The sequence below is a fragment of the Bacteroides caecigallinarum genome, assembly GCF_021531075.1.
Lineage (GTDB): Bacteria > Bacteroidota > Bacteroidia > Bacteroidales > Bacteroidaceae > Phocaeicola > Phocaeicola caecigallinarum_B.
In genome coordinates, this window is sequence record NZ_JADYTJ010000038.1 from 1 (window position 1) to 23,497 (window position 23,497).

The following is a 23,497-nucleotide window of genomic DNA, read 5'->3' on the forward strand; positions in this document are numbered from 1 at the left end:
ATACATACAGGTGTAACTTATAATAAGGAATAATGAAAGTACCTGAAAAGCTAAATGTTAAAAAAAACGAATGGATAAATTTTCCGTTAGAAACGAATAATGCCTCGTAGTACAAATTTTAGTCCTACGAGGCATTTTATATATAACTTCAAAAGTCCGATCTATTATTTTGGAGCCTTTATATATAGATATATTGCGATAAAAAAGAACAAAATATTAGGTATCCACACTGCTAACATTGGGGGAACATTACCACTTATAGCAAATGTGGAGGTTATAGTTTGAAAAAGTATATACGATGCACTTAATCCAAGGCCTACCCCTAAATTCATCCCCATTCCACCTTTGACTTTTTTAGAAGACAGTGAAGCACCTATAAGAGTAAGGATAAATGCTGCAAATGGGGTGGCTATACGTTTATAATACTCAACTTCGAACTCTTTTATGTTAGCAAACCCACGTCGTTTCTGATTATCAATATAAGTTTTCAACTGAGGACTGGTCATGGTCTCAAATTGGTCTCTGGTAATAAGGAAATCCTGGGGTTCCATATTTATAATCGTATCAAGCCTTTCGCCTTTGGTTATCACCTCCTTCATACCCTTCATCTCTCTAATCATATAATCTCTTACTATCCATTTGTGCAATTGGGTAGTATCATAAGTGACACGTCTTGCCGTCAGATGTGACACCAATTTATTATCCTCAAATTTATCAAGAGAGAATCTATATCCTGTCAGGTTATAATTTTCATACCTTTCCATATATGCAATTGTGGAGGTATCGACTACAAGCTGGATATTACGGGCATAATTTACCTTCTTCTTATTCTTATATTTAGTTTCAAAATCTATTCTAGTGATACTTCCTTTAGGTATAAACTGCGAACTCAGCACGTAGCTTCCAATGGCAATAATTGTAGCCGACAAGAAATATGGTACAAGCAACCGCTTAAAGCTCATACCGGTGGAGAACATTGCTATAATCTCTGAATTCTCTGCCAGTTTACTTGTAAAAAAGATTACAGATATAAAGATAAACAATGGGCTGAAAAGATTTGCATAATACGGCACGAAATTCATATAATAGTCGAAAATTATTGCCTCCATAGGAGCATTACTATTAATGAATTTATCTATATTCTCATTTATATCAAAAACTACAGATATAGATAAAATAAGCGCCAGCGCAAAGAAGAAGGTTCCTAGAAACTTCTTCATTATATATAAATCAATCTTCTTCAGCCAGAAACGTTTCAGAATCTTATCTCTGAATCTTATAAGTTTATCTTTCATATAAATAAACAGTGTTTCAAAAAAACTATTATTTATTCTACTATAAACGTGTGGACAGACGTTCTACCATAGCCGGCTTCCATGTAGAGAAATCGCCCGCTATTATATGAGCCCTGGCTTCCTTAACCAGCCACAGATAGAATGCCAAATTATGAATGGAAGCAATCTGAAGAGCAAGCAATTCTTCTGCATGGAACAAATGACGGAGATAAGCACGGCTATATAATGTATCTACATATGACGCTCCGTCTATTTCTATAGGCGAATAGTCTTTTTCCCATTTCTTGTTACGCATATTCATTATACCATTCTTGGTAAAAAGCATACCATTACGTCCATTACGTGTCGGCATCACACAATCGAACATATCTACTCCTCTTTCTATGCCTTCCAGAATATTTACAGGTGTACCAACTCCCATCAAATACCTAGGCTTGTCTTTAGGAAGTATCTCATTTACCACCTCAATCATCTCATACATTTTATCCGTAGGCTCACCAACAGCAAGACCACCTATAGCATTACCATCGGCACCTTTCGACGCAATGTATTCAGCAGAACGTTTACGCAAATCAGGATACACACACCCTTGAACTATTGGAAACAGCGATTGGTTATAGCCATATTTTGGTTCAGTTTCATTAAACCTCGTGATACATCTATCCAGCCATCTATGGGTAAGTTCCATTGAGTTTTTCGCATAATTGTAATCCGAGGTTCCAGGAGCACATTCATCAAAAGCCATCATTATATCTGCCCCTATGGTGCGTTCGATATCCATAACCTTTTCAGGCGTGAACAAATGCTTGGAGCCATCAATATGTGAGCGAAACTCTACACCTTCCTCACGCATTTTTCTGATACCCGACAGAGAAAATACCTGAAACCCACCACTGTCAGTAAGCATAGGACGATCAAAGCCATTAAATTTATGTAATCCGCCGGCACCTTCTATTACATCCAATCCCGGTCTGAGATAAAGATGATATGTATTTCCCAATATAATCTGAGCCTTGATATCCTCCTTCAATTCCGGAAGCTGTACACCCTTCACCGTACCCAATGTGCCTACAGGCATGAAGATTGGCGTTTCTATTTGGCCATGATCAGTAGTAATAAGCCCTGCTCTGGCATTTGTTTTCGGGTCAGTATATTGCAATTCAAATTTCATATATTCTATATAATAGGCTGTAAATTATTTATTGTCATTCTCTTTTTTAGACTCCGGTATAGTAAGTTTCGGTGCATTTGTGACAATCTCATCAGTCAATGCGATATCCAATACTTCTCTGATATCACTTACATAATGGAATGTAAGTCCTTTTAAATATATTTCCGGTATATTGTCTATATCTTTCTTGTTTTCTTTACACAATATAATTTCTTCTATACCGGCACGTTTGGCTGCAAGTATCTTTTCTTTTATACCTCCAACAGGCAATACTTTACCACGCAAAGTTATTTCGCCTGTCATAGCCAAACGATTTTTCACTTTTCTTCTGGTAAGAGCAGAAGCCAGCGAAGTGACCATAGTTATACCTGCCGATGGTCCATCTTTAGGTATTGCTCCTTCGGGTACATGTATATGTATATTCCAGTTATCGAACACTTCCTCAGGAATATCCAACAAATCATTATGTGCCTTAAGGTATTCCAACGCAAGCATTGCAGACTCTTTCATTACGTCACCCAAATTACCTGTCAGAGTAAGACGACTTCCTTTTCCTTTACTAAGACTTGTCTCTACAAAAAGTATTTCACCGCCAACAGCTGTCCACGCCAATCCTGTTACAACTCCGGCATATTCATTGCCTTGATATTTATCTCTGGAATATTCTACAGGGCCCAAACATGCAGGTATATCCTCAGCTTTCAGTTCAGCCGATGACACTTCTTTGCCTAAGGCTATATTAAAGGCTGTACGCCTCATTACCTTGTTTATTTTCTTTTCGAGTTCACGTACACCACTTTCTCTGGTATAATTTTCAATAATGAACTCTATAGCACCCTTCGACAATTTTATATTGTCTTTTGTCAATCCATTAGCCTCCATTGCTTTGGGTATAAGATGCCTTTTAGCAATCTCAATCTTTTCCTCAGTAATATATCCGCTTACTTCTATAAGTTCCATTCTATCCAATAGAGGAGCCGGTATACTTCCAAGATTATTTGCAGTGGCTATAAACATAACATTTGACAAATCATAGTCTATGTCTATGTAATTATCATGGAATGTTCCGTTCTGTTCAGGGTCAAGCACTTCCAGCATTGCAGACGAAGGGTCTCCCTGATGGCTTGTTCCAAGTTTGTCTATTTCGTCGAGTATGATAACCGGATTGGAAGAACCAGCCTTTATAAGACTTTTTATTATTCTTCCCGGCATTGCTCCTATATATGTTTTTCTATGTCCCCTGATCTCAGCTTCGTCATGTACGCCTCCAAGAGACATTCTTACATATTTTCTCTTCAAAGCAGATGCAATTGAACGTCCTAAAGAAGTTTTACCCACACCCGGAGGGCCATATAAGCATAATATCGGCGATTTCATATCCCCTTTAAGCTTAAGGACAGCCAAATGTTCCAATATACGCTCCTTCACCTTCTCAAGACCATAATGATCATGGTTTAGAGTTTTTTCGGCTGTTTTTAAGTTAAATGTCTGAGGAGTATATACATTCCACGGAAGCGCCAACAAATTCTGCAGGTATGAATACTGCACATTATAATCCGGCGACTGCGGATTGATACGTTCCAATTTCGTCACTTCTTTTTCGAATATTTCAGCTACTTCCTTCGACCATTGCTTCTTCTTTCCCTGGGCGCGCAAGTTATCTATCTCACTCTCAGCGCCGTTACCCAGTTCATCCTGAATATTCTTCAACTGCTGCTGGAGGAAATACTCTCGTTGTTGTTTATCCAACTCCTCGCGTGTTCGCATCTGAATATTCTGTTTCAGTTTTGCGATTTCCAGCTGTTCATTCAGATAACCAATAAGATGAATAGCACGGTCCTTTATAGAATCATGCTTTAGAAGTTCATATTTTGCAGTAACTTCAAGAGGGAAATTAGAACATATGAAATTAATTCTTACTGCATCTCCTTCCATATCCCTCAAAGCAAGCAGAAAATCATTTCCCAATTCTTCCATACTATCATGAAGTTTCTTCATGACATCGAAGCAGGTACTCATAATAGCCTTGAATTCATTACTGCGAGGAACAATATTATTTTCTTCAATTGGAGTAGCAGTACCAACAAGATATGGTTCTGTAGATATTATAAAATCCAGTTTAACTTTCGGACCGCATGTATGGATGAGTGCATTTGTAGTACCTCCTGGAAGTTCTAAGATTCTGACAATCCTTCCAACGACACCAAGTGGATACAGATCTTTCAATTCCGGTTCTTCAACCATAGCATCCTTTTGTGTCGCCAAAATTATAGGAGTTTTTCTTTTATATGCTGATTTCACTAGCTCCAGAGTGCTTCTTCTGCCAATAGCTACAGGCATAACTATTTCAGGGAATATTATCATATTACGCAAAGGCAAAACTGGCATTTCCCCTTCAATATCCTCCATAGACATATTAGACTGATCTATATCTATTTTAGCTATTAGAGCTACTTCATCATTTTTTATTTTTTTATTCTTTTTATTCTCCGGCATATTTTTATCGTGAATTATCTGTTTAAACAAACGGCTACAAAGGTAATGATTATACACATAATAATAAAACATTTTATATCAAATGTTGTTCATAGGCATGTGTAAACCGGACTATTTGCATATCTTTGCACAAACTAAACTATAGAAAAATGGGCAATGAATATTTCAAATTTAAGAAATTCACAATAAAGCAAGACAAGTGTGCAATGAAAGTAGGTACAGATGGCGTTCTGCTTGGAGCCTGGACCAATGCAGGAGAATCTACCAACATTGCAGATATAGGAACTGGAACTGGCCTAATATCTATAATGCTAGCACAAAAATGTAATGCTGTAATCACAGGTATAGAAGTGGATGAAGATGCATGCATTCAGGCTCTTGAAAACATGAAAGCATCGCCCTGGAAAGACAGATTAAATGTAATAAAAGCTGATATTACCGATTATTACTCCTACCATAAATCTGAATATGACTTAATTGTATCGAATCCGCCTTTTTACAAAGAGAAGACTAAAGGATATTCCGAAAAAAGGAATATGGCCAGACACACGGATGGATTAGACTTTAATACGCTTACAATGGCTGCATCGTTTATGTTAAAAGAAAAAGGCAGGTTTTGTGTAATACTACCATATATTTCAGCCAATGAATTCATAGGGAATGCAGCAAGTTGCAAACTTTATCTTAAAAGCAGAACCGATGTCATAACCAAACCCGGAGCTACTCCCAAAAGAGTTTTATTGGAATTCCGGAAAGGCCAGTTTAATGTAGAAACAGAAATATCGGAGCTGTTACTGTCAGAAAACGGCGAAAAAAGCGAAGCATATAAAGCTTTAACTTCTGATTTTTACCTTTGATTAATGCCATTACTCTTCTTCCGAAGGATTATTCTTATTGACCAGTTTTCTGATTATAGAACGATTCATTTCCAGCAATCGTCTATGTTTCTCCATAATAGCTGCAGAAACAGGTTTCGCCTCTATAAAATCTGTTATATGCTGTAATATATTATGAGGTTCATATATATTTTTTTTAGGTTTAGGAGGACAAATCACCTTTAAGGCAGAAGGTATTATTTCTACACTTAAATCTTTAGGACCTATCATAGGATCTCCATCGAAATGGAAAACCCCTTCAGTGGCCCTATGTATAACAATCCTATTATCTTTCATGGTTTTTATTCTACTATTCATATCTATAGTCCTCGTAAAAAGCTGAAAAGACAGCGACGGGACATCAAGAACAGTAAATGGTTCAAGCACAGTTATATCCATCATACCATCCGACAAAGACGCCTGTGGGGTTATATAAGCATTGTTCCCATATTGGGATGCATTGCCACATGCTATTAGAAAAGCTTTATATTTGACAGTACCTTCCGAATTTTCTATTTCGTAAGTCTCCGGCTTGTAGTGCAAACTTTCCTGCAATGTATTTTCCAAATATGTTAAAAGGCCTCTACGTTTGGAACCCGCAAACTTCAAACTAACAAATGCGTCAAACCCCACACCACAAGTACAGAAAAAAGGATGTCCTGCAATTTTCCCATAATCTATAGAACGCACATAGGCCTTATTAATTACATCGAGCGCCCTATGATAATTCATAGGTATATGCAAATGTCTGGCTAATCCATTTCCAGAGCCACAAGGGATAATGCCCAAGGCTGTATCAGAGTGGACCAATGCACGTCCCACTTCATTAATAGTGCCATCTCCACCAATAGCAACGACAAAAGAAATCTTTTCTTCGACTGCCTTTCGTGCAATATCGTATGCGTGACCGGCATATTCAGTCTTAATGATTTTAGGATTATAGATATTTCTATCGATATTTGATTGTATATATTTTAAAATACCATCTTTATCTTGTGTCCCTGAAATAGGATTGACAATGAATATGATATCCTCTCTGATGTCCATATTTTAGTATTGGTTGGTTGTATATGCAAATGTAATATATATTTGCAAACAAAAAATCCACACTATATAAAATCTTATTTACAAGTATAAAAAACATTCCATAATGTTACTGTGTGTTGAAAATTTACTATCTTTGCAGGCTGTTAAATACAAAAAGAAAAACTATTAATAATAGGATATGGGATTATTACAAGAAAAGTTAAGTAAATTCAGACTCCCGCAGATGTATATGGAGAAGGGGGTTTATCCTTATTTCCGCGAAATTGACAGTCACCAAGACACAGAGGTGATAATGGACGGCAAAAAGGTATTAATGTTCGGATCAAACTCTTATATGGGTCTGACATACGATCAAAGAATTATTGATGCAGCAATAGCCGCAACACGTAAGTACGGAACTGGATGTGCCGGTTCCAGACTGCTAAACGGAACACTTGACATCCATGTTCAACTAGAAAAAGAACTTGCTGAATTTATTGGTAAAGATGAAGCCCTTTGTTTCTCAACCGGCTTTACAGTGAACGAAGGTGTTATTCCACAACTTGTTGGACGTGGAGACTACATAATCTGCGATGACCGCGACCACGCATCTATCGTCGACGGAAGACGTCTTACTTTTGCCACACAGCTGAAATACAAGCACAATGATATGGAAGCACTTGAGAAAGAGCTCCAGAAATGCGAACCTGATGCAATAAAACTTATTGTAGTTGATAGCGTATTCTCTATGGAAGGCGATTTGGCCAATTTGCCAGAAATCATCCGTCTGAAGAAAAAATACAATGCAACAGTATATGTAGACGAAGCTCATGGAGTTGGTGTGTTTGGACGTAATGGACGTGGTGTATGTGATCATTTCGGACTTACAGACGAAGTTGATATTATCATGGGTACCTTCAGTAAATCATTAGCATCAATTGGTGGTTTTGTTGCAGCAGACAAAGATATCATCAACTGGTTACGCCACAATGCTCGTTCATATATATTCCAGGCTAGTAGCACTCCTGCAGCAACAGCTGCCGCTATAGAAGCACTCCATATATTGAAGACAGAACCAGAACGTCAGGAAAAATTGTGGAAGATTACTAACTACGCACTGAAAAGATTCCGTGAATGCGGATTTGAGATTGGAGACACTGAGAGTCCAATCATACCATTATATGTGCGCGACACAGACAAAACATTCCTTGTAACAAAAATGGCTTTCGACGAGGGCGTTTTCATTAATCCGGTAATTCCGCCTGCATGCGCTCCTCAAGACACACTCGTAAGATTTGCACTTATGGCTACTCATACAAAAGAGCAAGTAGACTATGCTATCGACAAACTTCTTAAGTGTTTCAAGGAACTTGAAATAATAAAGTAATACAGAAATAAATTACATAAAAATAGAGACTGTCTCAAGGTTATAAACCAAAGAGACAGTCTCTTTTGCTTTTTTGTTGTATTCAATTCATGTCATCTTAAAAACCTCATATAAACATCAGTTCATGTACGAGGCTAATTCATCAGCTAAAACATTCTTTGCAACTATCACCCCTTTACTATCTATAAGATAGTTGGCAAATCCGTCTCTAAGTCCAAACTCCTTAAAGACTTCTGATGTTTTGCCGCCTGTTTCCATATAACAACAAGATGGCTCCAAACAGTCTTGTTTCACTGCAGCACGAAAAACAGATTCATAGCTGTCCATAGAAACAGAAATCATCTTAATGCGGGTAGAATTCTGCAATGCATGGCATAATTCAGCATTCTTCATTCTTGACACTGCGTCATATCCCGCCCAAAAGCTCAACAAAGTATATTTGCCATCATTGGCGCACAGGTTGAGCGTCTGTGTTTCAAATTCAAGAACTGGTATCGGTGTTTTATCACCAGGAACCAATTTCTCTGTAGGATCTTTCTTCTCTATAAATGAGAAAGAAATTAAGGAACTAAATACTAATACAACAAAAATCGGCTTTACACTTTTAATCATGTAATGTGATTTTGGTTAATACTATCCGAGCCTGTCCTTAACAGTAGTTTCACCTCGGAACATTACTTTTAAAGCTGAATATCCATCACGGACACTTAAAATCAGCTGTTTTACTTTCTGAAACCGTTGCAAAGATAAGCATTTTTTACTCAACAGCATAGAATTTACTCTATTTTTTATGTTGTTCAGCATATTTTTACGATATTAGCATGATTCAATAATACATTATTTATAAGATAAAAGCATAAAAAAACGTGTTTATATGGCATATGAAGCATAAATTGATTAACTTTGCAAGACATTACTCAAATGATAAATTTTCATTAAAATAAGAACAATCACCCGAATGGAATTTTCAGAATTAAATCTAGATGAGAGCGTTTTGAACGCGCTCGACGCCATGAACTTCAAAGAATGCACACCTGTACAAGAAAAAACCATCCCTGTTTTACTGGAAGGTCATGATCTTATAGGAGTTGCACAAACAGGTACAGGAAAAACGGCAGCATACCTTTTGCCTGTATTAAGTAAACTTTGTAGTGGTCAATATCCAGAAGATTCCATTAATTGTATTATAATGTCCCCTACCCGCGAACTAGCTTTACAAATTGACAGACAGATGGAAGCCTTTTCATATTTTATGCCTGTTTCGGGAGTTCCTGTATATGGAGGAAACGATGGAGTACGTTTCGAACAAGAGAAAAAAGGACTTACATTGGGAGCAGATGTAGTAATAGCAACCCCTGGACGTTTAATCAGTCATATAAGCCTTGGATATGTAGACTTATCAAAAGTTTCATTCTTTATACTTGACGAGGCAGACAGAATGTTGGACATGGGATTTTACGATGATATTATTCAAATAGTAAAATTTCTTCCTAAAGACAGACAGACAATAATGTTTTCTGCCACAATGCCAGAAAAAATAAGACAATTGGCAAATAATATTCTCAGCAATCCTGTAGAAGTAAAACTTGCAGTATCTAAGCCGGCAGAAAAAATTATTCAGGCTGCTTATATCTGCTACGAATCACAAAAGCTGGAAATAATAAAAGATTTATTTTCATCACAAAAACCTGAAAGAGTAATAATTTTCGCTTCGTCAAAGGTTAAGGTCAAGGAAGTTACCAAGGCATTATTTAAGATGAAACTTAATGTAGGCGAAATGCATTCTGATTTAGAGCAGTCACAACGAGAAGAAATCTTGCATGATTTCAGAAACGGCAAGGTAAATATTCTCGTTGCAACAGATATTGTAGCAAGGGGAATAGATATAGACGACATACGCCTTGTTATCAATTTCGATGTTCCACACGACTGTGAGGATTATGTTCATCGCATCGGACGAACAGCACGTGCAAACAATGACGGATGTGCAATTACTTTTGTAAATGAAGCTGAACAAACGAAATTCTATCAGATAGAAAAGTTTCTTGACAAGTCCATTTACAAACTGCAAATCCCTGATGAATTAGGTGAAGGTCCAGAATATTTACCTAAAACAGAAAACAAGAAAAAGACCAAAAAGAGCAACAATAGCCAAGGACGTCACAGAAAATTCAAGAGAAAAGAAAATAATAATTCAACCACTAAAGAGAATAAATTATGATTATAGCAGTAGATTTTGATGGAACAATTGTAGAACATAAATATCCATATATAGGCAAAGAAATACCTTTTGCTATAGAAACACTAAAAAAATTGAAGGAGGACAAACACACTTTAATACTCTGGACAGTAAGAGAAGAAAAGCTCCTGGATGAAGCTATAAACTTTTGCAAAGAAAGAGGATTGGAATTCTATGCCGTAAACAGCAACTATCCTGAAGAGAAAAAAAATCATGATCATTTTTCCAGAAAATTAAAAGCGGATCTATTTATAGACGACAGAAACATAGGCGGACTACCGGATTGGGGAACAATATACAGAATGATTAACGAGAAACTCACGTATGAAGATATTTACAGTGAACACGATACAACATACGAAAGTGACTCAAAAAGAAAAAAAGGACTACTGGGAAAACTCTTCAGATAATATGTTTTCACAGACACTACACACTTACTTAGTATAGTCCTGTAGATTTATTTGTACATAAAATACACACATAATTGTGGATTTTTTCTACAATCGGAACAAGACATAAATAGCACGTAAAAAGATATTGCACTGATTATCAGCCACATTAATAATTACACAACAATTGGTATGTATTTTGATATTTATATGGCATAATAACTATAAATATTGAAAATATGAGAAAGATAATCGCAATACTATTGATTATACTAGGTGTTAGTGAAATATACGCACACAACGTTAATTCAGGCAGTGAAGAAAAACAAAAGAAAGTATATACTACAACAATTGACATAGATAAATTGCCTTCAGCAATTCAGGAAATACTTTTCTATGAATTTAAGGACTATATAGTAAAATCTGTAGAGGCAAAAAGCATTAATGGTAATTATATATATGCCATTACCATAATAGACACTGAGAATTACGAGTACACTATATACATTAACGACAAAGGTGTTATATTAGAATAGACTAAAAAACAAATTATCAAATGAGAATACCCATCCATGCTATATATTAATGCCAGGATGGGTATTTCTGTTTAATTAATTTGTAACTTTGTAGAAAATGACAGACAAGCTAACCCCAAAATTATGGAACTGATATATCTACATCATAGTGGCTTCGCAATACTGACAGAACAATGTACTGTAATCATAGACTTTTATGAAGACTCTTTATCTGAAAATGAAGGTATACTGCATAATGAGATATTAAACAGAGAAGGGAAAATGTATGTGCTGGCAAGTCACTTTCATGCAGACCATTTTAATAAACAAATATTCGAATGGGAAAATAATAAAAAAGATATAACATACGTCCTTTCAAATGATATCCGCAAAAGAAGGAAGATAACATCATCTTCTGTAAATTGGCTAAAGAAAGGTGAAACTTTCTGTGATGAATTAATAAAAGTAAAAGCTTTTGGTTCAACAGACGTTGGAATATCATTCATGATTGAGATACAAGGAAAAAAAATATTTCATGCTGGCGATCTGAACAACTGGCACTGGATGGAGGAAAGTTCTGAGGAAGAATGGAAGAGAGATGAAAAGAAGTTTTTAAAAGAGATAGAACTTATTTCAAACGAATATCCCAATATAGATTTGGCTATGTTCCCTATTGACCCCAGACTAGGCAAGGAATATATGCGAGGAGGCATACAGTTTACGCAAGCTATTAAAACCTCTGTATTCATTCCAATGCATTTTTGGGGTGATTTCAATTCGGCAAATGAGTTTCAGCAATACGCAAAAGATAAAGGAATTCAATCGCCGTTAATAACCCATAGAGGACAAATATTCAAGAAGTTGCTATTATAAATCACTTAACTTATATAAATATGAAAATAAAAGGACATTTTGACCACTTTAATATCAATGTTACCAACCTTGAGAGAAGTATAAAATTCTACGAAGAGGCTTTAGGACTAACCGAATCAGAAAGAAAAGAAGCATCTGATGGTTCATTTATATTAGTTTATCTCACCGATAAGTGTTCGAACTTTCTGCTTGAACTAACATGGTTAAGAGACCATACAGAGGCTTACGAACTAGGTGAAAATGAGAGTCATCTATGCTTCAGAGTAGAAGGAGATTATGATGAAGCTAGAAATTTTCATAAAGAAATGGGATGCGTATGTTTTGAAAATGAAGCAATGGGACTATATTTTATAAACGATCCTGACGACTACTGGATAGAGATATTACCAATGAAATAAACAGTTATAAGGGTGGCCAGAAACCACCCTTTATTTTTCCAGTTTCACATATCCCAAGCGAGTATATCTCACTCCTCTACTCTCATAATGAGACATAACTTTAGCAGATAAAATATGAATGTTCTCTCCAGAAGACACTATCCTGCTATAACAGCTTAATTCATTAGGAGAAAGACTCTTGCCACCTGCTTTTATGAGAAAGACAAATCTGTTGCCATCACGATCAACTGCTAAAACATTCTGATCGACATAAAAGTCCGGTTTATAGCAATCCACCTGAATTCTTACATTTATAACCTTAAGCAATAACCCCTTAAGTTTTTCTCCCTTTTCTCCTACAAAATGACTTACGGACGATATCTTGTTCTTATGAACAGTTAATTCAAAATGTACACGTGAGAAAAGTCTAGCAAGCAATATAAGTCTGTCAAAACGGTCGGAATCTGGTTTAAACCTGTTTGCCAACCATAATACATACGATGGCTCTACATAATAAATCTCAGCTAAACGTTTACCACGATATTTTCCAAAAGGTATTATATCATCAGTACGCCCATAGCAACTTTCAAACTCCGAATTATCTGAACAGATCAGGGAAACATTACAATTCTGTAGCATTAAAATTGCACGTTCTACAGCTGTATCAAATACAACAGAGAGCGTCCTGACAAATAAAGGCTGCTCTTCGGGGAATAATCTCCATAATGCATAATATGGTCTGAACTTGGTAGCCAAACTTATTGCATAAACTCCACAAACAGAAGTTCGGCCATAATTGAAACTGTCAATGAGACTTGTATCAAACATAAAAACCTCCTCTTCTATCCTTTCATGCAATATAATATAAATCCAATAAAGATACAAGAGAAAAATAAAAAAAACGACAGATTTATATCAATCCATCGGTTAAATATTTTTATACACTATATAAAATTATCTCAGTCTCTCGTATGCCTTAACCAGCATTTCATCCTTGCCAATAGCACGAATAGCCAACCAATCAAGAACTATACCTATAAATGGCAGACAAACTATCCATGAAGGAACAAATGTAGCTTCACCCTTAAACATAAAAATAAACGTCACCATAGTGGCATAATAACCTATAGACAATATTATATTAAACAGAGTGAACCTTATCTGCAACATTCTTTTTCTATACATAAATATAGTTACCAGTGATATAACGGCTGAAATAATCTGAAGGGCAAACAAAGCCCAAGGTTTATAGTTTTCAGTTCCGTCCTGAGCTACCAATGAAAGATTTGTAAATTCAGTTATTGAGTTATCTGTACCCACAAAACTACCTATAGGATTAGAAATGACTATAACTGAAAGGATTGCTACAACAAGCAGATATACAGATTGAATACGTTGTATCATATGTTTATTAATTATCAGATTAACAGTAAAAAAGCCGCTCCTATTCGAAACGGCCTTTATCTTTTTAGGAATATTACCGGTATTTTATTTAAGTTTTTCTATTTCCTTTGCAGGATTTCTATAATAAACTTTACCTTCTATATACTCCTGAGTTGCTATCAAAGTTGGTTTTGGAAGTTTTTCATAATAACGAGAAATCTCTATCTGCTCTCTGTTTTCAAAAACCTCTTCCAGATTGTCATTGTACGAAGCAAATTCCTGTAACTTCTTTGAAAGGTCATTTTTCATTTCTACAGCAATCTGGTTAGCACGCTTGCCAATGATTGCAACAGTTTCATACACATTACCTGTATCTTCACACAATTCCATCATATTGCGTGTTACGGTGTTGGTAGGAGCATTTGATTTTTTGTAATCCATAATTCTATATTTAATTATATATGTTTTTTAATAATCTTCTTCTACAGAGCCAACAAACTTGCTGGCCTCCTTAAAAATAGTCTCTACTTCTTTTGAATATTTGCTTTCAGGGAATTCATTTTTGAATGCATAATATTCATCAATAGTATCGCGCATACGTTCTTCTTTCTTTTCCAACACACTTTCGCGAGCCATATCATATTTTGCACGAAGAATCAAAATTGACAAATCTTCACGAAGTTTTGTGTAAGGATATTCTTTAAGGATGTTCTGTGCAGTAACAACAGCCGCCAGATAATTATTACCCGTACTTGTCTGCGACATATTTCCGGTATACGATCCTAAATCATAGTAAAGCTTAGCAGAAAGATATTCTTTCTCAACCAGTTTGTCCTGAAGTTCGAAAATCATATTCTGGGCTGTTTCATGGCGTTCTGTACCAGGGAAATACTCCATATACATTTGCAATTCCTGTATAGCCTTGTATGTACTGCTCTGATCAAGTCTTGGCTCAGGAGTATCAAGATAAAGAGCTTTTCCAGAATTAAATCTGGCTAACTCTGTATAAATACCACGGGGATAAGTTGTGTAATATGTATTGAAATAATGTGATGCAGTAACGTAGTCACCTTGATTAAAATATGTCATTGCCAACATATACAAAGACTCTTCTCCGAATCTTGTTCCTTTCATTATAGGAATTAGCTCTTCCAGAACAGTAGCAGCCTTACTATTCTGTCCTTTGGCAAAATATGCCTTTGCAGCTTCATATTTATATTCATAATCCGTACTCTTCAGTACATTATTATACTCTCCACAAGAACTTAATAATCCTGCAGAAAGAAGAACCATTACAATATACTTTTTCATATTTATAAAAATAGTTCTGCAAAATTACTGTTTTATTGCGAATAATACAACATGAAATTCAATTTTAATGATATTTTTAGCAACAACAGTCAGATAAAGCAAATATTTATGTACTTTTACACAATAAATATACTTCAAATTATGAATTTTGAACTTATATCAGAATATAAACCGACTGGTGACCAACCTGAAGCTATCAAACAACTTACAGACGGTATCAAGAGTGGAGTTAAGGCACAGACTCTTTTAGGGGTAACCGGTTCAGGAAAAACATTTACCATTGCCAATGTTATAAAAGAGATAAACAAGCCTACCCTAATCCTTAGTCATAATAAAACGCTGGCAGCACAGTTGTACGGTGAATTCAAACATTTTTTTCCGAACAATGCTGTAGAATATTATGTATCTTATTATGATTACTATCAGCCGGAAGCATATCTACCATCAACAGACACTTATATAGAAAAAGATCTGGCCATAAATGATGAAATAGACAAATTGAGGCTGGCTGCCACATCGGCTCTTCTTTCAGGACGAAAAGATGTAATAGTTGTTTCGTCAGTATCATGCATTTATGGTATGGGTAATCCTTCAGACTTCTATGATAATGTGATAGAAATAAAACGAGGAAAATTATTGGACAGAAACGTATTCCTCAGACGTTTGGTGGACAGTCTCTATGTAAGGAACGATATAGAACTGAATCGTGGTAACTTCAGAGTAAAAGGTGATACTATAGACATATACCTGGCCTACTCGGACAATCTTCTCAGAGTAATGTTTTGGGATGATGAAATAGATGCCATTGAAGAAATCGACCCAATATCAGGACACAAAATGGCGGACTTCGACGAATATAAGATATATCCTGCAAATCTGTTTATGACCACAAAAGAAAGCACCTTAAGAGCCATACACCAAATAGAGGACGATTTGACAAAACAGGTAGCATTCTTTGAAGAGTCAGGAAAATTCCTTGAAGCAAAAAGAATTTATGAGCGAGTAACATACGATATGGAAATGATTCGCGAACTTGGTCATTGCTCAGGAATCGAAAACTACTCAAGATATTTTGATGGTCGAGAAGCCGGTACACGCCCATATTGTCTGCTTGATTTCTTTCCGGATGATTTTCTGCTGGTTATAGACGAAAGCCATGTAAGCGTACCACAGATAAGGGCTATGTATGGAGGCGACAGGGCTAGAAAAAAGAATCTTGTGGAGTATGGTTTCAGACTTCCCGCAGCTATGGACAACAGACCACTTAAGTTTGAGGAATTCGAGGAAATGGTTAAACAGGTTATTTATGTAAGTGCCACTCCGGCTGACTATGAACTTGTGCAAAGCGAAGGAGTCGTTGTAGATCAGGTAATACGTCCTACTGGGCTTCTCGACCCTGTAATAGAAGTAAGGCCAAGTCTAAACCAGATTGATGACCTCATGGAAGAAATACAACAAAGAATTGAAGTCAACGAGCGTGTGCTTGTCACTACACTAACAAAAAGAATGGCCGAGGAACTTACTGAATATCTTTTGAATAACGGAATAAAATGTAGCTATATACACAGTGATGTAGACACGCTGGAACGCGTGAAAATAATGGATGAACTCAGACAAGGTATACACGATGTATTAGTAGGTGTAAACTTGCTGAGAGAAGGACTTGATTTACCGGAAGTTTCTCTGGTTGCTATTCTGGATGCCGATAAAGAAGGATTCCTGCGCTCACATCGTTCCTTGACACAGACTGCCGGTCGTGCCGCAAGAAACGTAAACGGTAAAGTCATAATGTATGCAGACAAAATAACAGAAAGTATGCAACTTACAATTGACGAAACCAACCGACGCAGGGAGAAGCAGCTTGCCTACAATCAGCAGCATGGAATTACTCCTCAACAAATAAAGAAAGTAAGAACTAAAATCCTTGTTGATAAAGACAGCAATAACAGCACAGAGAATAGTAAAGACAAAACTATACAGAAACCATATACAGAGCAGGCTGAGACTTCTTATGCAGCTGCTGACCCTATCGTTCAGTATATGTCAAAAGACCAGCTTAAACGTAGCATAGAACGGACAAGAAAACTCATGCAAGATGCTGCAAAAAATCTTGATTTCATAGAAGCTGCACAATATAGAGATGAACTGATAAAACTTGAGGATATGCTTAAAAACAAATAATACATTATAGAAGGAAACAGCCACAAAAGAATCATCTGTCTAATAAGATGAACTCCTTTTGTGGCTATATCTTTTTAATCGCCATGCATAAGTTTCTGCAGTTTTCCGGAAAGAAAGAACAACACAATAGCCGCCGTACCACTCATAAATACGAATAATAGAAAAAAGTCATACAGATTTTCAACATGGTAGCCCATAAAACTTTTTGTAACCCCACCTTCAGGATAATATCCGCTCAACATTCCCGCCATTTTATTTGCGGCAGAAGTACTGAGATACCATACACCCATAAGGAGTGAAGAGAAACGTGCTGGAGAAAGTTTATACACCAATGACAATCCTATTGGGGCAAGACACAACTCACCCATTGTATGAATAAGGTATAATCCGGTAAGCCATACCATGCTAACTTTTACTCCTGGTTCTACATCTTTTACACCGAAAGCAATAAACAGATATCCCATAGCCAATAGGAAAAGACCTATAGCTTGCTTCTTTACCGAACTAGGTTCTATTCCTTTTCTGCCCAAGAAAGACCACAGACCGGCAAATATAGGAGCCAACACCACTAACATTATAGGATTAAATGACTGGAAATATGCTGCAGGCATCTCCCATCCACCAATATTACGATCTGTCTGCTCGTCGGCAAAGAAAGTCAGTGATGCTCCGGCTTGCTCGTATGCCGCCCAGAAGAATATAACAAAGAAAGCTATTACATAGATTATTCCAATCTTTATTTTCTCACTACGATTAAGACTATGGTCGGTTATTATCAGTATAGGCATCACTATCACAGTTGCATAAATAAGAGAGCCTATCCAGTCGGCACCTGAAAAAATATGTCCTCCTGACATATCTTCATTTCCGGCTATCCAATCCCAATTTACCGAAAACACTAACGTAAGCACTATTGTAGCAACTATTGCTGTAATACTTCTAGTTGAAAATGCCCCACCATCTTTATTCTTTTTTACATCATCATCTGTTTTCTTATCAGGTGCTGTTCCCACCGGGTTACCTTCAGGATTACAAATATATTTATTTTTAAAGATTTGAAAGATTACAGCTCCCAAAATCATACCGATACTCGATGCAAGAAACCCCCATTTAAAGTCCTCAGGGTGTCCGGTGTTTCCTATCAGTCCACAGATAAGCGGAGCAAACGTTGAACCTACATTTACTCCCATATAGAAGATTGTGAAAGCAGAATCCTTGCGTTTGTCATCATCCGAATACAGACGACCCACCATAGTAGAGATATTTGGTTTGAAAAAACCGTTACCCAATATAAGCAATCCCAAGCCACAGAACATCAGCCATTTGGCTATATCTACCTGATGAAAATAACATGCACTGAGAAACAATAAGAACTGCCCTACAGCCATTACCAGAGCACCAACAACAATAGAACGTCTGTTTCCCCAATATTTATCAGCAATATATCCTCCAATAAGAGGAGTCAGATAAACAAGCCCTGTGTAACTACCATAAACCTGAGAGGCAAACTCTTTATCAAAGAGCAATGCCTGAACCATATAAAGCATAAACAGGGCACGCATGCCATAATAACTGAACCGTTCCCACATCTCAGTCACAAAAAGAAGATACAACCCTTTAGGATGTCCTTTATCATTTTTAATAGCTTTTGTACTGTCCATATTATTTTATTCCAAGTTTCTTCTTCAATTCTTTATTCAAAGCATCTTTATGCATCATAACGTAAACAGTCTTAGCACGCACATAGCTTTCTGACATATTGATATATCCACCAAAACGGTTTCTGTCCGTTCCCCACGAATTTTTTGTTATATAGTATTGAGTGCCGTTCTGATCTCTTGTCAGCCCTATAATATGCATTAGATGATCATCTGTAGTTACAAACGATTCATAACCTTCCTGCCTTATTTCCGGAGTAACATCAACTTCTGGATAAGGATGTTCAAACTTATATACTTCCTCTAGTCTTTCGCCTGTTTTCATATTCTCAAAACGTGCTCTGTCTGTCTGACTGTAATCATCCATTTTTGTAACCTCAGGATTGATAGCAACACCATTTGTAAAAGAAAAACCTTTTTCACTGACATCACCATCCCAGCATAGTGTATATCCGTTCTTCAAGGCATTATCTGTAGCTGACATCATCTCATCTAGCGGAAGATTATACATTTTGACATGTTCCCAATTGTCCGGAATTTCCAGTTCAAACGCCTCATAATAAGGTTTATGGGTAAAACTTGTAATCATTACATAATCCTCCATATTAAGTTCCAGACTTTCAGCAAAACTTTTAGGAGTATATTCTTTGCCATTATATGTGAACGTTTCCGGAAGTTTACCCATATATATGTCAAATAGGCTATTAATTAGCTCTTTATATTCTGTGCTGCGACGTTTCATCTCCACTGCTTGTTCTGCTATTGCAGACATATAACCCTCAAGTTCAGTATGATTATGAGTCTTTGAATCATAGTTTATTCCGTCATAAACTTCTTCGGGAACGATACCGACCTGCTGAAATGCTGTCATCCAACTTGGAGAAATACTACCCTGTCCTGTATTACCTTTTCCACGACGTAGGTAGTTATCAGACAACTGATTCATATACTTTTGTCTAACAATAAACATTTCGGACAAGTCATACTCACCTTTTCCCATTCTGAGCAACTCCGATTCCATAAACGATGTTGTTGCAAAACACCAGCACGTTCCTGTTGCTGCCTGATTCTTTACTGAAGTAGTCTTATTTGATACTACATCAGTAAACTGATATCCTTTTCCGTCCTGTGCCACAACGGCAGATGCAGCCACTATAAATGCTACAAATGTCAAGTTCCTTACTCTCATCTCTCAATCTTTTAATATTAAAAAACAATTTTTATTTACATAATGAATAACGGATTTGCAAAGATAAAAAAGGTTCGGCAGAAAGAATAAGTTTGAATGATTTTTTATGCCGAACCGTATACTTTATCATTAAAATTCATCAACAGTTTTTTATGTTTAGTGCGATAATACCAAATTCCAACAATATCAGCCAAAGCCCAACCTATTGGAACTGACCACCATATACCCGTATACCCTATTACGGGAATAGATGCTAAAAGATATGCAAGTACCACACGTGTCCCTAAAGAAACAACCGTAAGAACTACTGACATAGACGGTAATGCTACTGCCCTGTAATAACCGTAAAGAAGAAACAAATAGCCTATACCTATATAAAAACTGCCTTCAATGCGAAGATATTCCACACCTATATTGATTATTTCTGTTTCTTCAGCCGAAACGAAAAATGCCATGAGTAATGGTGACAGACAGAATACCAAAAATGATACAAAAAGAGAAAACACCGTAGTTATACACACAGCAATACAGATACCACGACGGATACGTTCAGTATGGCCTGCCCCAAAATTCTGAGCTATAAAAGTAGAAAAATCATACCCAAGAATATTATCTGAAGGTAGTTATATACCATTTCTTCCAGTTCTGTGGGTATCTGCAAAATACGTATTATAGGCGAAAGAAAAACTACGGAGCAAATATTAAGAAATAATGTTATGCTTCCTACAAGCAACATAGACGAAAATATACTCCGACGTAATTCTTTGAAATCACTCGAGCCATACTGCATGGAGAACACAGCACTGCACCCCATACACAAACCTATAAAAACTGAAGTAATAAATACGATAAGGGCATATGACGAGCCTACAGCAGCTAAAGCATCAGCTCCCAAAACACGTCCTACAATCAATGTATCAGCTATATTATAACACTGCTGTAATAGATTTCCCACCATCAGTGGGAAAGCAAAACGCATTATTGCCCCAGTTATATTTCCGTTCATCAGATCTTCCTTACCCCAATTCATATTACAAGCTTTCTCAAATCTTAATCGGAATACAAAGTAAATATATTTTTTGCTTAAGGGCAATAAAAAAGTCTCCGCAACAAATACATGCTACTGAGACTTGATCTAATTTTATTTGTTTATTACTTCTTTTCGATATCTATACCCTTGTTACGAAGAGTCATACCCATAAGTTTAAGGTAATCTGAGTACTGCTTTTCGTTAAGAGTATTCTTCATCAATTTAAGATTACCGTAAACTGCCTTACGAATCTTTTCGTTGTTACCTTCTTTTGCCCTGTTGGCAATTTTCATTTCTGCTTCAAAATAATCGCAGATATCTGCAACTTCTGCACTCTGTTCTGAAGAAAGTTTAAGATATTTTCCTAACTGAGTTTTGTTGATTGTACCATTCCACTTTTCTGTAGTAGTTGTTTGGTTACCGTTTGCAAATACTGTTGCAGAAAACGCCAATGCGGCGATAAATGTTAATCCTGATTTCATAATACCTAATGTTTAATTTTTGTTGTTACCTAAAATACAATCTTTTTCTGATTGCCTTAATTTAATCTCATTTTAGTAAGTCTTTCTATATCCTTACCTGTCATTTAGCTTAAGCCTTTTTCTTTTTACCGATACAAAGATAAGCACGTTTTCGGAAACAGAAAAACAAATGATAGGAAATATTCAAAATACCATTCATTTGTTGACATGAATCAAGAGTTTAACAGAAATTTGAACAATAACAGGATTTTATTGTTAATGTAATACATATATAATAAAAGAGCCCGATCTTTTCACGTATCGGGCTCTTTTTATTATATATAACTCTTAGAATATTATCCTCCAAAGTTATCGTACATAATTGATGATGGTTCAACGCCAAGACTGTCAAGCATCTTGACAACTGCGTTAGACATCGGACCAGGACCACACATGTAGTATTCGATATCTTCTGGTGCCTCATGATCCTTCAGGTAAGTTTCAAGCATTACCTGATGAACGAATCCCGGAGTATATTTAACTCCTGCAGCATCAGCAGCTGGATCCGGACGGTCAAGAGCCAAATGGAAATGGAAGTTAGGGAAGTCTTTTTCAAGTCCCAGGAAGTCTTCAAGATAGAACACTTCGTTCAATGCACGAGCACCATAGAAGTAGTGAAGTTCACGGTCTGTAGTATGCAGAGTACGTGTCATGTGCATAATCTGTGCACGCAAAGGAGCCATACCGGCACCACCACCTACCCAAATCATTTCCTTCTTAGAATCGAAGATTGGATGGAAGTCACCGTAAGGACCACTCATCAATACCTTGTCGCCTGGTTTCAGAGTAAAGATATATGAAGAAGCGATACCAGGATTTACATCCATGAATCCACTCTTATCAGCCTTCATAGGAGGAGTAGCGATACGTACTGTCAACATGAATACGTCACCTTCGGCAGGATAGTTGGCCATAGAGTAAGCACGGATAGTTTCTTCTTCGTTCTTACATTTCAAGCCGAACAGACCGAATTTTTCCCATGCAGGAAGATATTCGTCACCGATAAGGCTCTTGTCAATATCCTTGTTGTAATCCATTTCGAATTTAGGTATCTTAATCTGTGCGTATGAACCTGGGATAAAGTCCATGTGAGCACCTTTAGGCAACTGCACCTTGAATTCCTTGATAAATGTTGCCACGTTTTTGTTAGAGATAACTGTACATTCGTATTCCTTAACACCCATTACTGATTCAGGAACCTTGATTGACATATCACCTTTAACTTTTACCTGGCAACCAAGACGCCAGTGGTCTTTCTGCTGCTTACGGCTGAAGTGGCTGACTTCTGAAGGAAGAATTTCGCCACCGCCTTCTACAACCTGACATTTGCACTGTCCGCAAGAACCTTTACCACCACATGCTGAAGGAAGGAACACGTTGTTCACAGCCAGTGTATTCAGCAGTGTAGAACCAGATTCAACTTCCAACTGGTTTTCACCGTTTACAGTAACTTTCACCTTACCTGAAGAAACAAGAAAGTTCTTTGCAACCAGAAGGATTACTACCAACACCAGAATAGTCACTAGGAATACTCCAATGCTTGCTAAAATAAAATTAATATCCATTGTTTTATTCCTTTCT

At 36.6% G+C, this 23,497-nt stretch carries 21 protein-coding genes and 1 pseudogene; 8 read left to right on the plus strand and 14 right to left on the minus strand.

From position 1 onward, the window contains the following. Positions 1–164: 164 nt before the first annotated feature. From I6E11_RS10405 to lon, 3 genes are read right to left on the minus strand one after another with little or no spacing between them, the layout of a single operon-like run. Positions 165–1,295, minus strand: coding sequence for an LptF/LptG family permease (locus I6E11_RS10405; protein ID WP_235337980.1), 1,131 nt, complete (start codon positions 1,293–1,295; stop codon positions 165–167). Positions 1,296–1,335: 40 nt separating this feature from the next. Next, positions 1,336–2,466 carry a tRNA guanosine(34) transglycosylase Tgt gene (gene tgt / locus I6E11_RS10410; protein ID WP_235337981.1) on the minus strand — a complete coding sequence of 377 codons (1,131 nt, stop codon included), beginning with the start codon at positions 2,464–2,466 and terminating at the stop codon, positions 1,336–1,338. 24 nt (positions 2,467–2,490) lie between these two features. Next, positions 2,491–4,962 (minus strand): endopeptidase La, encoded by a 2,472-nt coding sequence (gene lon, locus I6E11_RS10415; RefSeq protein ID WP_235337982.1) that lies wholly within the window; start codon positions 4,960–4,962, stop codon positions 2,491–2,493. Positions 4,963–5,111: 149 nt separating this feature from the next. Here lon and I6E11_RS10420 point away from each other — a divergent pair, with 149 nt between their 5' ends. Further along, positions 5,112–5,819: a tRNA1(Val) (adenine(37)-N6)-methyltransferase gene (locus I6E11_RS10420; RefSeq protein WP_235337983.1), complete on the plus strand. Its 708-nt coding sequence runs from the start codon at positions 5,112–5,114 to the stop codon at positions 5,817–5,819. Positions 5,820–5,828: 9 nt separating this feature from the next. Here I6E11_RS10420 and I6E11_RS10425 read toward each other — a convergent pair whose 3' ends face one another. Then, positions 5,829–6,884, minus strand: coding sequence for a diacylglycerol/lipid kinase family protein (locus tag I6E11_RS10425; protein ID WP_235337984.1), 1,056 nt, complete (start codon positions 6,882–6,884; stop codon positions 5,829–5,831). Between the two features lie 178 nt (positions 6,885–7,062). On the opposite strand from I6E11_RS10425, the gene spt reads away from it, so the two are divergent. Beyond that, positions 7,063–8,250 carry a serine palmitoyltransferase gene (gene spt / locus I6E11_RS10430; RefSeq protein WP_235337985.1) on the plus strand — a complete coding sequence of 396 codons (1,188 nt, stop codon included), beginning with the start codon at positions 7,063–7,065 and terminating at the stop codon, positions 8,248–8,250. 117 nt (positions 8,251–8,367) lie between these two features. Here the strand turns inward: spt and I6E11_RS10435 are convergent, their stop codons facing one another. After that, positions 8,368–8,862, minus strand: coding sequence for a thioredoxin family protein (locus tag I6E11_RS10435; RefSeq protein WP_235337986.1), 495 nt, complete (start codon positions 8,860–8,862; stop codon positions 8,368–8,370). 346 nt (positions 8,863–9,208) lie between these two features. Here I6E11_RS10435 and I6E11_RS10440 point away from each other — a divergent pair, with 346 nt between their 5' ends. The 5 genes from I6E11_RS10440 to I6E11_RS10460 all read left to right on the plus strand — a co-directional run bounded on the left by I6E11_RS10440 (position 9,209) and on the right by I6E11_RS10460 (position 12,664). Further along, complete coding sequence (locus I6E11_RS10440) at positions 9,209–10,471, plus strand: DEAD/DEAH box helicase (RefSeq protein ID WP_235337987.1); 1,263 nt, start codon at positions 9,209–9,211, stop codon at positions 10,469–10,471. Continuing rightward, on the plus strand, positions 10,468–10,899 hold the full coding sequence (locus I6E11_RS10445) for a BT0820 family HAD-type phosphatase (protein ID WP_235337988.1): 432 nt from the start codon (positions 10,468–10,470) through the stop codon (positions 10,897–10,899). Before I6E11_RS10440 ends, I6E11_RS10445 begins: the two co-directional genes overlap by 4 nt. Positions 10,900–11,117: 218 nt before the next feature. Further along, positions 11,118–11,414, plus strand: coding sequence for a hypothetical protein (locus tag I6E11_RS10450; protein WP_235337989.1), 297 nt, complete (start codon positions 11,118–11,120; stop codon positions 11,412–11,414). A gap of 123 nt (positions 11,415–11,537) precedes the next feature. Beyond that, the gene (locus tag I6E11_RS10455; RefSeq protein WP_235337990.1) at positions 11,538–12,266 is read left to right on the plus strand and encodes an MBL fold metallo-hydrolase; all 729 of its coding nucleotides are present in this window, start codon (positions 11,538–11,540) and stop codon (positions 12,264–12,266) included. Between the two features lie 20 nt (positions 12,267–12,286). Next, positions 12,287–12,664, plus strand: coding sequence for a VOC family protein (locus tag I6E11_RS10460; protein ID WP_235337991.1), 378 nt, complete (start codon positions 12,287–12,289; stop codon positions 12,662–12,664). Between the two features lie 30 nt (positions 12,665–12,694). Here the strand turns inward: I6E11_RS10460 and I6E11_RS10465 are convergent, their stop codons facing one another. From I6E11_RS10465 to I6E11_RS10480, 4 genes are all read right to left on the minus strand, one after another. After that, positions 12,695–13,471, minus strand: coding sequence for a hypothetical protein (locus I6E11_RS10465; RefSeq protein ID WP_235337992.1), 777 nt, complete (start codon positions 13,469–13,471; stop codon positions 12,695–12,697). A 126-nt stretch (positions 13,472–13,597) separates the two neighbouring features. Beyond that, the gene (locus I6E11_RS10470; RefSeq protein ID WP_235337993.1) at positions 13,598–14,047 is read right to left on the minus strand and encodes a DUF4293 domain-containing protein; all 450 of its coding nucleotides are present in this window, start codon (positions 14,045–14,047) and stop codon (positions 13,598–13,600) included. A gap of 84 nt (positions 14,048–14,131) precedes the next feature. After that, a complete protein-coding gene (locus I6E11_RS10475; protein ID WP_154042789.1) occupies positions 14,132–14,467 on the minus strand; it encodes a DNA-directed RNA polymerase subunit omega in 336 nt (111 codons plus the stop codon). Positions 14,468–14,494: 27 nt separating this feature from the next. Next, on the minus strand, positions 14,495–15,337 hold the full coding sequence (locus tag I6E11_RS10480; RefSeq protein WP_235337994.1) for an outer membrane protein assembly factor BamD: 843 nt from the start codon (positions 15,335–15,337) through the stop codon (positions 14,495–14,497). A gap of 141 nt (positions 15,338–15,478) precedes the next feature. Between I6E11_RS10480 and uvrB the strand changes: the two genes are divergently transcribed. Continuing rightward, positions 15,479–17,518: an excinuclease ABC subunit UvrB gene (uvrB, locus tag I6E11_RS10485; RefSeq protein WP_235337995.1), complete on the plus strand. Its 2,040-nt coding sequence runs from the start codon at positions 15,479–15,481 to the stop codon at positions 17,516–17,518. 74 nt (positions 17,519–17,592) lie between these two features. Here the strand turns inward: uvrB and I6E11_RS10490 are convergent, their stop codons facing one another. From I6E11_RS10490 to nqrF, 5 genes and pseudogenes are all read right to left on the minus strand, one after another. After that, on the minus strand, positions 17,593–19,179 hold the full coding sequence (locus I6E11_RS10490; protein WP_262911701.1) for a peptide MFS transporter: 1,587 nt from the start codon (positions 19,177–19,179) through the stop codon (positions 17,593–17,595). Position 19,180: 1 nt separating this feature from the next. Beyond that, positions 19,181–20,365 (minus strand): C1 family peptidase, encoded by a 1,185-nt coding sequence (locus I6E11_RS10495; protein WP_235337996.1) that lies wholly within the window; start codon positions 20,363–20,365, stop codon positions 19,181–19,183. 104 nt (positions 20,366–20,469) lie between these two features. Beyond that, a pseudogene (locus I6E11_RS10500) lies at positions 20,470–21,395 on the minus strand (MATE family efflux transporter). A gap of 122 nt (positions 21,396–21,517) precedes the next feature. Further along, positions 21,518–21,877, minus strand: coding sequence for a hypothetical protein (locus tag I6E11_RS10505; RefSeq protein WP_262911702.1), 360 nt, complete (start codon positions 21,875–21,877; stop codon positions 21,518–21,520). A gap of 335 nt (positions 21,878–22,212) precedes the next feature. After that, a complete protein-coding gene (gene nqrF, locus I6E11_RS10510) occupies positions 22,213–23,481 on the minus strand; it encodes an NADH:ubiquinone reductase (Na(+)-transporting) subunit F (RefSeq protein WP_235337997.1) in 1,269 nt (422 codons plus the stop codon). Positions 23,482–23,497: the final 16 nt, after the last annotated feature.